We start from the raw sequence: 13,600 nt of genomic DNA on the forward strand, positions 1-13,600 counted from the left end.
GCAACGCTCTTTAAAAAATTACAATCGATAGGTGTGAGTACTTAAATTGAGATTAGATTCGAAAGAATCAAAAAATTTAAATACTCGCAAGAAATAATAGATATTGGTTTTATTAATCAACATCATAATACGTCAAGCGAGAGTTTTACCAGAATTAAACTTAAGAGTTTGATCCTGGCTCAGATTGAACGCTGGCGGCATGCTTTACACATGCAAGTCGAACGGCAGCACAAGTGCTTGCACTTGGTGGCGAGTGGCGGACGGGTGAGTAATACATCGGAACGTGTCCTAAAGTGGGGGATAACGCATCGAAAGATGTGCTAATACCGCATAATCTCTGAGGAGAAAAGTAGGGGATCGAAAGACCTTATGCTTTTGGAGCGGCTGATGTCTGATTAGCTAGTTGGTAAGGTAATGGCTTACCAAGGCGACGATCAGTAGTTGGTCTGAGAGGACGACCAGCCACACTGGGACTGAGACACGGCCCAGACTCCTACGGGAGGCAGCAGTGGGGAATTTTGGACAATGGGCGCAAGCCTGATCCAGCAATGCCGCGTGAGTGAAGAAGGCCTTCGGGTTGTAAAGCTCTTTCAGTTGAAAAGAAAAAGTTGTGACTAATAATCATGACTCATGACGGTATCAACAGAAGAAGCACCGGCTAACTACGTGCCAGCAGCCGCGGTAATACGTAGGGTGCAAGCGTTAATCGGAATTACTGGGCGTAAAGGGTGCGCAGGCGGTTCTGTAAGTCAGATGTGAAATCCCCGGGCTTAACCTGGGAACTGCGTTTGAAACTGCAGAGCTAGAGTGCAGCAGAGGGAGGTGGAATTCCATGTGTAGCAGTGAAATGCGTAGAGATATGGAAGAACATCGATGGCGAAGGCAACCTCCTGGGCTAGCACTGACGCTCATGCACGAAAGCGTGGGGAGCAAACAGGATTAGATACCCTGGTAGTCCACGCCCTAAACTATGTCAACTAGTTGTCGGGTCTTAATAGACTTGGTAACGTAGCTAACGCGTGAAGTTGACCGCCTGGGGAGTACGGTCGCAAGATTAAAACTCAAAGGAATTGACGGGGACCCGCACAAGCGGTGGATTATGTGGATTAATTCGATGCAACGCGAAAAACCTTACCTACCCTTGACATGTCAGAAAATTTTCAGAGATGAATTTGTGCCCGAAAGGGAATCTGAACACAGGTGCTGCATGGCTGTCGTCAGCTCGTGTCGTGAGATGTTGGGTTAAGTCCCGCAACGAGCGCAACCCTTGTCATTAATTGCCATCATTTGGTTGGGCACTTTAATGAGACTGCCGGTGATAAACCGGAGGAAGGTGGGGATGACGTCAAGTCCTCATGGCCCTTATGGGTAGGGCTTCACACGTAATACAATGGCGCGTACAGAGGGTTGCCAACCCGCGAGGGGGAGCTAATCTCAGAAAGCGCGTCGTAGTCCGGATCGGAGTCTGCAACTCGACTCCGTGAAGTTGGAATCGCTAGTAATCGCGGATCAGCATGTCGCGGTGAATACGTTCCCGGGTCTTGTACACACCGCCCGTCACACCATGGGAGTGGGTTTCACCAGAAGCAGGTAGTCTAACCGCAAGGAGGGCGCTTGCCACGGTGAGGTTCATGACTGGGGTGAAGTCGTAACAAGGTAGCCGTAGGGGAACCTGCGGCTGGATCACCTCCTTTCAAGAGTATCTCGTTTAAGTACTCACAACCTATCGATTGTTTATAGGCAAGACTAAAAAAATCAAAAGCTTGTGCTAATGTTTGAGTGGAATTTGGGCTCATCAAGGGTCTGTAGCTCAGTTGGTTAGAGCACACGCTTGATAAGCGTGGGGTCGGTGGTTCAAGTCCACCCAGACCCACCAACATATAGGGGGTGTAGCTCAGCTGGGAGAGCACCTGCTTTGCAAGCAGGGGGTCATCGGTTCGATCCCGTTCACCTCCACCAATTTATAGTTCTTAAGCGCTGGTATTAGTAAAAACTATTTTTTATCATCATAAGCTTGTGTGATATATTTCTTGCCTGTTGAAATTAATTTTGTTCTTTAAAAATTTGGAAAAAGTAAAATATTTATTTGTATCAAATAATCGTAAATTTTTTGATTATTTGTGAAATAAATTATGGGTTAGATTGTATCTTAAAAATAATGCAACAAGTATAGAGACTATAATTTCATTAAGTTATTAAAGTTATAGGATCAAGTGAATAAGTGCATGTGGTGGATGCCTTGGCGATTACAGGCGATGAAGGACGTGGAAGCCTGCGAAAAGCTTCGGGGAGCTGGCAAACAAGCTATGATCCGGAGATATCCGAATGGGGAAACCTGACTCTTGCTTAATTAGTTTTGATTTTTATTAAAATTAATTGAGCAGGAGTCAACCTTAGCTGAATATATAAGTTAAGTGTAGCGAACCTGGAGAACTGAAACATCTAAGTAACCAGAGGAAAAGAAATCAACCGAGATTCCCAAAGTAGTGGCGAGCGAACTGGGATCAGCCTTCAATATTTAGTATTTGAATTAGTCAAATTTTCTGGAAAGTTAAACCGTAGTGGGTGATAGTCCCGTAGGCGAAAATTCAAATATAGAACTAAGATTGAGATAAGTAGAGCGGGACACGTGAAATCCTGTTTGAAGATAGGGGGACCATCCTCTAAGGCTAAATACTCGTAATCGACCGATAGTGAACCAGTACCGTGAGGGAAAGGCGAAAAGAACCCCGGAAGGGGAGTGAAATAGATCCTGAAACCGCATGCATACAAACAGTGGGAGCCCGTAAGGGTGACTGCGTACCTTTTGTATAATGGGTCAGCGACTTACATTCAGTAGCAAGCTTAACCGGATAGGGGAGGCGCAGCGAAAGCGAGTCTTAATAGGGCGTATAGTTGCTGGGTGTAGACCCGAAACCAGATGATCTACTCATGGCCAGGATGAAGCGAGGGTAACACCTCGTGGAGGTCCGAACCCACTAATGTTGAAAAATTAGGGGATGAGCTGTGGGTAGGGGTGAAAGGCTAAACAAATCTGGAAATAGCTGGTTCTCTCCGAAAACTATTTAGGTAGTGCCTCATGTATCACCTTTGGGGGTAGAGCACTGTTATGGCTAGGGGGTCATTGAGACTTACCAAACCATTGCAAACTCCGAATACCAAAGAGTGCGAGCATGGGAGACAGACATCGGGTGCTAACGTCCGGTGTCAAAAGGGAAACAACCCAGACCCTCAGCTAAGGTCCCCAAGACACAATTAAGTGGGAAACGAAGTGGGAAGGCATAGACAGTCAGGAGGTTGGCTTAGAAGCAGCCACCCTTTAAAGAAAGCGTAATAGCTCACTGATCGAGTCGTCCTGCGCGGAAGATGTAACGGGGCTCAAATTGTGCACCGAAGCTAGGGATTTACATTTTATGTAAATGGTAGGAGAGCGTTCCGTAAGCCTGCGAAGGTAGTTTGTAAAGACTGCTGGAGGTATCGGAAGTGCGAATGCTGACATGAGTAGCGATAAAGGGAGTGAAAGACTCCCTCGCCGAAAACCCAAGGTTTCCTGTGCAACGTTAATCGGCGCAGGGTGAGTCGGCCCCTAAGGTGAGGCAGAAATGCGTAGCTGATGGGAAACTGGTTAAAATTCCAGTACCTTTGTTCAATGCGATGTGGGGACGAAGAAGGTTAACTCAGCCGGGTGTTGGATGTCCCGGTTCAAGCGTGTAGACGTGCTGTTTAGGTAAATCCGGATAGCTTAGTTGAGACGTGATAACGCAACACTCTTAGGAGTGCCAAGTGAGCGATACCATACTTCCAGGAAAAGCCACTAAGCTCTAGTTGAATAGAGACCGTACCGTAAACCAACACAGGTGGGTAGGATGAGAATTCTAAGGCGCTTGAGAGAACTCAGGAGAAGGAACTCGGCAAAATAGCACCGTAACTTCGGGAAAAGGTGTGCCCTCTGTATGTGTAGCGCCTCGCGCGTGAAGCAGAACAGGGTTGCAATGAATTGGTGGCTGCGACTGTTTAATAAAAACATAGCACTCTGCAAACACGTAAGTGGACGTATAGAGTGTGACGCCTGCCCGGTGCCGGAAGGTTAAATGATGGGGTGCAAGCTCTTGATTGAAGCCCCGGTAAACGGCGGCCGTAACTATAACGGTCCTAAGGTAGCGAAATTCCTTGTCGGGTAAGTTCCGACCTGCACGAATGGCGTAACGATGGCCACACTGTCTCCTCCTGGGACTCAGCGAAGTTGAAATGTTTGTGAAGATGCAATCTCCCCGCGGCTAGACGGAAAGACCCCGTGCACCTTTACTGTAGCTTTACATTGGACTTTGATAACATTTGTGTAGGATAGGTGGGAGGCTTTGAAGTGAATTCGCTAGAATTCATGGAGCCATCGTTGAAATACCACCCTGGTGTTGTTGAGGTTCTAACCTAAATCCATTATCTGGATTGGGGACCGTGTATGGTAGGCAGTTTGACTGGGGCGGTCTCCTCCCAAATTGTAACGGAGGAGTACGAAGGTACGCTAGGTACGGTCGGAAATCGTGCTGATAGTGCAATGGCAAAAGCGTGCTTAACTGCGAGACTGACAAGTCGAGCAGGTGCGAAAGCAGGTCATAGTGATCCGGTGGTTCTGTATGGAAGGGCCATCGCTCAACGGATAAAAGGTACGCCGGGGATAACAGGCTGATTCCTCCCAAGAGTTCATATCGACGGGGGAGTTTGGCACCTCGATGTCGGCTCATCACATCCTGGGGCTGTAGCCGGTCCCAAGGGTATGGCTGTTCGCCATTTAAAGTGGTACGTGAGCTGGGTTTAAAACGTCGTGAGACAGTTTGGTCCCTATCTGCCGTGGGCGTTGGAAGTTTGAGAGGACCTGCTCCTAGTACGAGAGGACCGGAGTGGACGCACCTCTGGTGTACCGGTTATGACGCCAGTCGTATCGCCGGGTAGCTATGTGCGGACGAGATAACCGCTGAAAGCATCTAAGCGGGAAACTCTCCTCAAGATAAGACTTCCCGAGGGTTTAACCCTCCTAAAGGTTCGTCGAAGACTACGACGTTGATAGGTCGGGTGTGGAAGCATAGTAATATGTTAAGCTAACCGATACTAATTGACCGTGAGGCTTGATCCTATAACTTTGATAATTTTTGTTATTAATATACTCTAATCCATTTTACTTTTTCCTTTTTGAATAATATTTGTTTAATATTATTCAGTTTCAAGTTACGCTTGGCGGCCATAGCACTTTGGACCCACCTCTTCCCATCCCGAACAGAACCGTGAAACGAAGCTGCGCCGATGATAGTGTGCATTCGCATGTGAAAGTAGGTTACCGCCAGGCACTCTTATTTAGAAACCTCTCATCAAGATTTAATTTGATGAGAGGTTTTCTGTTTTCTACTTCCCGGATTTGTAAAACTGCAAAATTTCTTCAATAGTCTTGTTGCTGATAATAATCGACAAGAGCTTCCTTAGAATCTAGATTGCAATTGTCTGCAATATTTTCAATAATATTCATTTCTGATTTAAGTGGATGGCTATGAGTGAATCTGAAGTTAAGAAAGAGGATTGGGAAAGAGATCTAATTGAAAACCTTGCTCTGGCATCTCTTCGTGAGCAGCGACGCACGCGCAATTGGGGGATATTTTTTAAGCTAATCACTTTTTTATATCTTTTCATTTTGTTATTTTTTGCCCTAGGCTGGATAGAAGATGGCAGAGTTCGAATTGCCGAGAAGCATACTGCACTTATTGATTTACGCGGCATGATTACTCCCGATAGCATGAGTAATGCCGATAAAGTTAATGCTAGCTTGCGTTTAGCGTTTCAAGATAAAAACACCAAGGGTGTAGTATTACGTATAAATAGCCCTGGTGGAAGCCCAGTTCAAGCTGGATATATCAATGATGAAATACGCCGATTGCGAACTAAATATCCGGATATACCGCTTTATGCTGTAGTTGGAGACATTTGTGCTTCGGGTGGATATTACGTAGCTGTAGCTGCTGATAAAATTTTTGTTGATAAAGCCAGTCTGATTGGCTCAATTGGTGTGCTGATAGATGGCTTCGGCTTTACCGGTACCTTAGAAAAATTAGGCATTGAAAGGCGATTACTTACTGCTGGCGAGAATAAAAATTTCCTGGATCCTTTTGCACCTTTAGATCCTGTACAAAAGGAACATGCGACACATTTATTGCGTGAAATACACGAACAATTCATTCACGTAGTAAAACAAGGCCGAGGTGAACGTTTAAAAGATGTTCCGGAGATATTCAGCGGAATTGTCTGGACAGGTCAGAAAAGTATTGATTTAGGGCTTGCCGATGAAATGGGCAATGCTGAATATGTTGCACGCGAGATTATTAAGGCAGAAGACCTGGTTGATTTTACGCCGAACGAAGGTCTATCAGGCTTATTTAGCAAACGATTTGGTCAAATAGTTTTTAATATGCTTTCTGGCCATGCACTGACAATGCGGTAAGAGACACATTTTTACTTGACCGCATTTACAGATTATTTATTGAGTAGCTCTGTTAGCGTTCGCGCTGCTCCGGTTTGCCATGATGGCAAAGTGAGATCAAAAGTTTTTGTCAGTTTTCCAGTATCGAGACGAGAATTGAACGGACGTTTTGCTGGCAGAGGAAAATCACTGCTAGCGATTGGTTTCAATGTGCTGGATTGGATTTTGAGCTGGTAATTCATGCGTTCTGCATTTTCCAGGATAAATTTAGCAAACCCATACCATGAAGTGCTTCCACCGGCAGTCAAGTGATACAAACCGGATATCGCGGGTTTTTCCTTAATCATAAGCAATGCATGAGCAGTAATATCGGCAATTAGCTCTGCTCCGGTTGGCGAACCGATTTGATCATCCACTATGGTTAATTTGTCGCGCTGCTGCGCCAAGCGAAGTATTGTTTTGATGAAATTATTTCCATAAGCGGCATAAACCCAGCTGGTACGAAAAATCAAATGTGAGCAGCCGGAATTGAGGATGTTTTTCTCACCTTCCAATTTAGATTTGCCATAGACATTGAGTGGATCGCAATCATCAGTTTCAAGATAGGGTTGACTGCTATGGCCATTGAAGACGTAATCGGTTGAATAATGGATCAGCCATGCACTGAGTCTTTTTGCTTCTTGTGCCAGCACAGCAGGTGCTTCAGCATTGAGTGCATAAGCCCGTCCAGGCTCACTTTCAGCTTTATCGACCGCAGTATAAGCTGCTGCATTGACGATGATATCGGGCGAGACTTGCCGCAAGGTTTGTTGTATCCCGGAGAAATCGGTCAAATCACCGCAAAATTCTTCACTGCTGGAACTTAGTGCGATTAATTCACCCAGTGGCGCGAGACTGCGCTGTAATTCCCATCCGACCTGACCGTTTTTGCCGAATAATAGAATTTTCATGATTGCAATCCGGCATAGTGCGTTTTGATCCATTCCTGGTAAGCGCCGGTTTGCACATCAGTTACCCATTGCCGGTTGCTCAAGTACCACTGGATCGTTTTTCGTATGCCGGTAGCGAATGTTTCCACCGGTCTCCAGCCGAGCTCGCGTTCGATTTTCGTCGCATCGATGGCATAGCGTCTGTCGTGTCCTGGCCGATCCTGAACGTACGTGATGAGGTTATGAAAATTTGTGCTGGGATAAGATTCTTCTAACAGACCGCAGATGGTCTGAACGATTTCTATATTAGGCTTCTCGTTCCAGCCGCCTATATTATAAGTTTCTCCCGGAGCGCCGCGTTCCAATACACGCCGGATTGCGCTGCAGTGATCGGTGACATAAAGCCAGTCGCGCACTTGCTGGCCATCTCCATATACCGGCAAGGATTTTCCTGCTAACGCATTCACGATCATTAAAGGAATCAATTTTTCCGGAAATTGAAACGGGCCATAATTGTTAGAACAATTGGTAGTCAGTATGGGTAACCCATAGGTATGGTAATAGGCGCGAACTAAGTGATCGCTGGATGCCTTGCTGGCTGAATAGGGGCTATTGGGTTCATAACGATGTGCTTCGGTAAATGCGGGATCATTTTTTCTCAATGAACCGTAAACCTCATCGGTTGAAACATGAAGAAAGCGGAAACTTTGTTTTGCAGCAGATTCCAGCTCGCGCCAGTAGGCATGTGTTGCTTCCAATAAGCGAAACGTACCCAGAATATTGGTTTGAATAAAATCTTCCGGTCCGAGAATGGAACGATCAACATGGCTTTCAGCAGCCAGGTTGATGATTGCGCGCGGCTGATACTGAGTCAGCAATTGTGAAATCAATCGGGTATCGCTGATATCGCCTTTTACAAATATATGCCGCGAATCTTGAGACAATGGCGCTAGATTTTGTAAATTTCCGGCATAAGTCAATTTATCAAGATTGATGACCCGCTCATCCGATTGTGCTAACCAATCGAGAACAAAATTACTGCCAATAAATCCTGCGCCCCCTGTGACTAAAATCATGCAATTTTCCAGTTGAGTCAATCGATAATCTGAATTCCGGTCTTGTTCATGCTGAATCCCACAGCGGTAAAACTCCCGTTTCTCCCGATTTTACTTGAAATTCACAATCGATGCCGATTCCCGGAACCCATACCAGCTGTTCGCCGCAGAACAGTAATGGTAGGGTATTGCGTTGCCAGGGTGGAATGGATGCTTCTTGCAGTAAGTTTTTCAAGCTTCTGCGCGGGCGATTGCAAGCCGGCATGAAGCGTTCGCCGCCTTGCCGGGAACGAACGGTTACCGGTGCATTTGATAATTTTTGTTGGTTGATACCCTGATTCTCTACGTGCGTAAAGCGGATGCTGCCGCTCAGATGTCGCAACGCTAAACACGGTTCTCCTTGCCATGTGAATTGTTCCGGATTTTGCAGTGAAGATTGCTTAGGCAGGATATGAACGGCACCTTTGAAACAACGAATTTCGCTATGACCAAAGATGATGTGGAGCCGGTTGTCCTTATTCGCGGACAAAAGCTGATTCACAATATCTTCCAATTTTGCCGTGCTGGGAAGTAGCGCACCCTGTTGCGACAACCTATAGCGTAGGAGATTTTTTGCACGTGCAAAACTGAGCTTGCGTATGCGCTCGACTTGCAGCAAGCCGGAGACAACGCAATTTTCACTGTCCATTGCAGCCAGTTCGTCCAGTAATAACGATGCTTCAGACAAGTGACGGCTGGTGCGCAGCAATGTTTTCGGATAACTGGGATAGCGTTTCTTCAGTAAGGGCAGAATCTCGTGCCGCAGGAAATTCCGATTGAAACCGGTGTCGTCATTGCTTTCGTCGTTGATCCAGGTTAATTGATTTTTATGAGCGTAGGCTTCGATTCTACTACGGGAAATTTCCAATAGCGGGCGGAGAATTTGCGGCGCGGTATCGGAATCTTGCTTTCTGATCAGCGGCATCGCGCTCAACCCCCGGATTCCAGCACCGCGAAATAATTGCAGTAGCAGTGTTTCGGCCTGATCGTCCAGGTGTTGCGCAACAACCACGTAATCCGCATGCATGCGGCTGAAGATGCGATAACGTTCTTCCCGGGCAATAGCTTCAAGGCTAACTCCGGCTTCTTTTTTTAATTGCAGAGAAGCGATATGAATAGAAATGCCATAAGCTGCGCAGAGATGGTTGCAAAATTTGCTCCAATCGACTGCATTGCGGCTGATACCATGATTCACATGTACAGCGGAAAGTGTAAAGGGTATCTGTTGAGATAATTGAGCGAGTACATCCAGCAACACGACTGAGTCGATACCGCCGCTCAGAGCAATGGTGAGATGATCGCCAGGTTTTATATGCGCAAGTAATACTGCTTCAGCGTCACTTAGCAGGCTATTCGATTTTGACTTCCTTGAATGAGCCATATGCCATAAGCCGGTCCAGACGTTTTGCCAGTAGCGTTTCACTGGAATGATCCTGAAATTTGCGCAGTGATTCCTGCAACACGGTTTTTACCGATTGCATGATAGCCGGGTAATCCCGGTGGGCGCCCCCGATCGGTTCCGTGATGATACTGTCGATCAAATTCATTGCCTTCAAGCGATCAGCCGTAATACCCATGATTTCTGCGGCTTCCGGTGCTTTGTCGGCGCTTTTCCACAAAATGGAAGCGCAGCCTTCCGGCGATATGACGGAATAGGTGGCATACTGCAGCATGTGTATCACATCACCAACGGCAACAGCTAAAGCACCGCCAGAACCGCCTTCACCGATAACGACGCAGATAATAGGAATTTTTAATTCCGCCAGGACATAAAGATTTCTGCCGATGGCTTCGGATTGTCCGCGCTCTTCCGCATCAATACCGGGATATGCGCCGGGTGTATCGATAAAAGTAATCAGCGGAATTGAGAATTTTTCCGCCAAGCGCATTAAGCGCAATGCTTTGCGATAGCCTTCCGGTTTCGGCATACCAAAGTTGCGGTAGATTTTCTCCCGAGTGTCACGCCCTTTCTGATGGCCGATCACCATAACGGTTTGGCCGTTAAATCGCGCTAAACCGCCGACAATCGCATGGTCATCCGAGAAATTCCGGTCGCCATGCAGTTCTTCAAAGTCGGTAAATAGATGCTCTATGTAATCCAATGTATAGGGGCGTTGCGGATGGCGGGCCACTTGCGAGATTTGCCAAGGTGTCAGTTTTGCGTATACATTTTTTGTCAGGGATTGGCTTTTTGCTTGTAAGCGTGCAATTTCAGCAGAGATATCCAAGGCCGAATCATCTTGCGCAAAGCGTAGTTCTTCAATTTTTGATTCAAATTCTGCGATATTTTGCTCAAATTCCAGAAAAGTGATTTTCATGTGGGCTAAGATATAATCCTAAAAACGAAATGATACAGGATTTGCGGTTAAATCTGCACCGCTGGATGCAGCAAAATCTTGGTTAGCTAGACCTGAGTATTGAACGTTTTAATGCAAACTTGTCTGCTGAATGGACATTCTTTTTCGATGTGATGAGGCCGACGGGCCGCTTGGATGATATAAGGGTTTTTTAATGAACCGGCGCAATTTTCTGCAACGGATGAGCGTATTGGCCGCGTTACCTGCCGTTTCGCTGATGTGGCCGTTGCGGCTCGCAGCAACAGGCATCAATCCGGCGATTGTGACGCTCAATAAGCCGCACGAAGCATGGCGCGGATTAGTCGCGCCGGAAGCTTACCGGATTTTGTTTGAAGAAGAGACCGAAGAGCCCGGCAGTAGTGAATTGAATAGCGAAGCGCGTGACGGGACATTCGTTTGTGCCGCTTGTTACTTACCGCTGTTTGAGAGCCGGAATAAATATGAAAGCGCAAGCGGCTGGCCAAGTTTTACGCAACCGATAGCCGGGCATGTCGGCACCAAACCGGATTATCAGTTGATTTTTCTCCGCACCGAGTACCATTGCGCGCGTTGCGGAGGGCATCAAGGACATGTTTTTAAAGATGGCCCGCCGCCCAGAGGGGAGCGCTGGTGCAATAACGGATTGGCGCTGAAATTCGTACTGCAAACTGAATCATTGCCGGCATTGAGAAACTGAGAAATGGTAAGGAGATTGAACATCAGTAAAATAAAAACTATTTCCTTGGGCGATGTGACCCCGAAGAATTTTTTGCGTGATTATTGGCAGAAGCAGCCTCTGCTGGTGAGGAATGCTTTACCGGGTTTTAATGGCTTATTGACACGCGAAGAATTGATGGCATTGGCGTGTGATGAAGACGCGCAATCCCGTCTTGTGATACAGAGAAGCGGCAAATGGCATCTCACGTATGGTCCGTTTAGCGACCATGATTTGGCAAAGCTGCCAAAAAAACAATGGACATTGCTCGTGCAAGATGTGAATCATTTTCTTGCTCCGGCGCGCGATTTATTATCAAAATTCCGCTTCATACCGCACACCCGGCTGGATGATTTGATGGTGAGTTATGCTCCTAAGGGCGGCGGGATCGGGCCGCATTTCGATTCCTATGACGTGTTCTTATTGCAAGGGATGGGTTCCAGACGGTGGCAGATATCCGCGCAATTGGATGATGAATTTATCGCCGATGCGCCGCTCAGGATTTTGAAGAATTTTCAACCTGAGCAGGAATGGGTGCTAAACCCCGGCGATATGCTTTACTTGCCGCCAAAATACGCGCATAACGGTATTGCCGTGGATGACTGTATGACATATTCCGTAGGTTTTCGTGCTCCCAGCCAGCAAGAATTGATAACGCAATTTCTCGTTCATTTGCAGGATACTATTTTAACGGATGGGTGGTACTCCGATCCCGATTTGCAATGGCAATCGCACCCTTCAAAAATCAGTGCTGCAATGCAATCCCAGGTTAATGTAATCTTGAAGAAGATTAACTGGGGGCGCGATAACATCGAGGATTTTCTGGGTATTTATCTCTCGGAACCTAAATCACATGTTTTTTTTGCGCAACCCGCTAAACCATCGTCATCGCGTGTTTTTCTCAAGCGGATTAAAGAAAATGGCGTGCAGTTGGATTTAAAAAGCAGAATGCTGAGTGGCCGTGATAAATTCTTTATTAATGGTGAGACTGTTGAAGTCGGTGCTGATGCATACAAGACATTGATTGAGCTGGCTGATAATTATGAATTGCCGCCCGCTTGCGAATTGGATAAAGAAACTGAGGAAATTCTTTATCAGTGGTATGTCAATGGTTATATTCGAGATAAAAACTAAGTACTGTCAAAGTAAAGTTTTTGTTCAATCAAATCGTTGGTTAATCTTCTCTGCAATCACTTGTTACTGCATTGTATTAATTGAACAATGCGGCGATTCTGGAGCAGAATTTCTTGAATCAAATTTGTATAATCGGATGAGTTCGATTATCCTATTGGACGTAAATGTAAATGAAAAAACGGGAGATTGAATGTTTAGATTTTCACTGGTAGTAATCGCTTTTGCTATATTGACATTAAGTGCTTGTGAAGGAAAGAAAAGTCTTGATGGTTATCCAATGGATAAACCACCTCCATCCGCTTATGGACCTAGAGATTCCGAACCTCAAGAATCAAAATAAAAAGGATTAGCAAATAGCAGAGTTATTGCGAAAATATTATCGCAGTAATCGTCAAAAGCTGTTTAGAAACGCACTTCTTGAGTCACACATTCTCGCAAGGAAATTTGTGACTTGCTGATTGATTATAAAAAGATAAATTTGCTGGATATTGTTGGCAGTTTGTTTTTTTGTGCATCAATCAAAATCTCTGGTTTCCATTTCTCACTGCTATACTCAAGTAACAGGAAATGGATTTTCAGAAAACAGGGATCATTCAGATGCTTTTATTGTCTGGATGATTAAAACCTGAATGGCAGATATGAATGGATTACTTTCGGCTAAGTAAAAAGCTTGAAAGATGAGTTAAATTTGTTATATACTGCATTGTTTATTTTAAGAACTTTTTATAAGGAAAATCATATGAAATATGCTCTTCTGGCTGCATTTTTACTATCGGTAACTTTATCAGCATGTGGTGGAAAACCTAGCCAAGCACTGCCTGAAACTGAAAAAGCAAACTACGAAAAAATCATGAGTGGTGGCGAAGCAGATAGTAAAAAATAATTCTTCTGCTTGGAAGGATTAAAAAAACCGCCTTAGGGCGGTTTTT

8 protein-coding genes, 2 tRNA genes and 3 rRNA genes are annotated in these 13,600 nt (G+C 45.6%); 9 read left to right on the forward strand and 4 right to left on the reverse strand.

The window, feature by feature from the left end:
- Positions 1 to 156 precede the first annotated feature (156 nt).
- The 6 genes from R2103_RS02225 to R2103_RS02250 all read left to right on the forward strand — a co-directional run bounded on the left by R2103_RS02225 (position 157) and on the right by R2103_RS02250 (position 6,484).
- Positions 157 to 1,694 (forward strand): 16S ribosomal RNA (locus R2103_RS02225).
- Between the two features lie 105 nt (positions 1,695 to 1,799).
- Positions 1,800 to 1,876, forward strand: a tRNA-Ile gene (locus tag R2103_RS02230).
- Between the two features lie 7 nt (positions 1,877 to 1,883).
- A tRNA-Ala gene (locus R2103_RS02235) sits at positions 1,884 to 1,959 on the forward strand.
- 248 nt (positions 1,960 to 2,207) lie between these two features.
- Positions 2,208 to 5,131, forward strand: a 23S ribosomal RNA gene (locus R2103_RS02240).
- A 97-nt stretch (positions 5,132 to 5,228) separates the two neighbouring features.
- A 5S ribosomal RNA gene (gene rrf / locus R2103_RS02245) occupies positions 5,229 to 5,341 on the forward strand.
- The 16S, 23S and 5S rRNA genes sit together here with 2 tRNA genes alongside, the layout of an rRNA operon.
- Before the next feature lie 198 nt (positions 5,342 to 5,539).
- Positions 5,540 to 6,484: a S49 family peptidase gene (locus R2103_RS02250; protein ID WP_317529935.1), complete on the forward strand. Its 945-nt coding sequence runs from the start codon at positions 5,540 to 5,542 to the stop codon at positions 6,482 to 6,484.
- A 32-nt stretch (positions 6,485 to 6,516) separates the two neighbouring features.
- On the opposite strand, the gene rfbD is transcribed toward R2103_RS02250, so the two are convergent.
- Genes rfbD through R2103_RS02270 form a run of 4 tightly spaced genes read right to left on the reverse strand, consistent with a single transcriptional unit; the run spans position 6,517 to position 10,804 of the window.
- Positions 6,517 to 7,413 (reverse strand): dTDP-4-dehydrorhamnose reductase, encoded by an 897-nt coding sequence (gene rfbD, locus R2103_RS02255; RefSeq protein WP_317529936.1) that lies wholly within the window; start codon positions 7,411 to 7,413, stop codon positions 6,517 to 6,519.
- The gene (gene rfbB / locus R2103_RS02260; protein WP_317529937.1) at positions 7,410 to 8,468 is read right to left on the reverse strand and encodes a dTDP-glucose 4,6-dehydratase; all 1,059 of its coding nucleotides are present in this window, start codon (positions 8,466 to 8,468) and stop codon (positions 7,410 to 7,412) included. The genes rfbD and rfbB overlap by 4 nt, the downstream gene beginning before the upstream one ends.
- Positions 8,469 to 8,514: 46 nt before the next feature.
- Positions 8,515 to 9,909, reverse strand: a complete 1,395-nt coding sequence (gene tilS / locus R2103_RS02265; protein ID WP_317529938.1) for a tRNA lysidine(34) synthetase TilS — start codon at positions 9,907 to 9,909, stop codon at positions 8,515 to 8,517.
- Positions 9,836 to 10,804: an acetyl-CoA carboxylase carboxyltransferase subunit alpha gene (locus tag R2103_RS02270; RefSeq protein WP_317529939.1), complete on the reverse strand. Its 969-nt coding sequence runs from the start codon at positions 10,802 to 10,804 to the stop codon at positions 9,836 to 9,838. The genes tilS and R2103_RS02270 overlap by 74 nt, the downstream gene beginning before the upstream one ends.
- Positions 10,805 to 10,997: 193 nt before the next feature.
- Here R2103_RS02270 and msrB point away from each other — a divergent pair, with 193 nt between their 5' ends.
- The 3 genes from msrB (at position 10,998) to R2103_RS02285 (ending at position 13,554) form a co-directional block, all read left to right on the forward strand.
- Complete coding sequence (gene msrB, locus R2103_RS02275; RefSeq protein ID WP_317529940.1) at positions 10,998 to 11,519, forward strand: peptide-methionine (R)-S-oxide reductase MsrB; 522 nt, start codon at positions 10,998 to 11,000, stop codon at positions 11,517 to 11,519.
- A 15-nt stretch (positions 11,520 to 11,534) separates the two neighbouring features.
- A complete protein-coding gene (locus R2103_RS02280) occupies positions 11,535 to 12,671 on the forward strand; it encodes a cupin domain-containing protein (RefSeq protein ID WP_317529941.1) in 1,137 nt (378 codons plus the stop codon).
- Between the two features lie 670 nt (positions 12,672 to 13,341).
- Positions 13,342 to 13,554, forward strand: coding sequence for a hypothetical protein (locus tag R2103_RS02285; RefSeq protein WP_292985480.1), 213 nt, complete (start codon positions 13,342 to 13,344; stop codon positions 13,552 to 13,554).
- Positions 13,555 to 13,600: the final 46 nt, after the last annotated feature.

Origin of the sequence: Nitrosomonas sp. Is24 (assembly GCF_033063335.1) — a bacterium.
Taxonomy (GTDB): Bacteria; Pseudomonadota; Gammaproteobacteria; order Burkholderiales; family Nitrosomonadaceae; genus Nitrosomonas.

Excerpts from the sequence above, each read along its gene's own strand:
- R2103_RS02250 (WP_317529935.1), top strand. The coding sequence starts at position 5,540 with ATGAGTGAATCTGAAGTTAAGAAAGAGGATTGGGAAAGAGATCTAATT.
- rfbD (WP_317529936.1), bottom strand. The coding sequence starts at position 7,413 with ATGAAAATTCTATTATTCGGCAAAAACGGTCAGGTCGGATGGGAATTA.
- rfbB (WP_317529937.1), bottom strand. The coding sequence starts at position 8,468 with ATGATTTTAGTCACAGGGGGCGCAGGATTTATTGGCAGTAATTTTGTT.
- R2103_RS02270 (WP_317529939.1), bottom strand. The coding sequence starts at position 10,804 with ATGAAAATCACTTTTCTGGAATTTGAGCAAAATATCGCAGAATTTGAA.
- msrB (WP_317529940.1), top strand. The coding sequence starts at position 10,998 with ATGAACCGGCGCAATTTTCTGCAACGGATGAGCGTATTGGCCGCGTTA.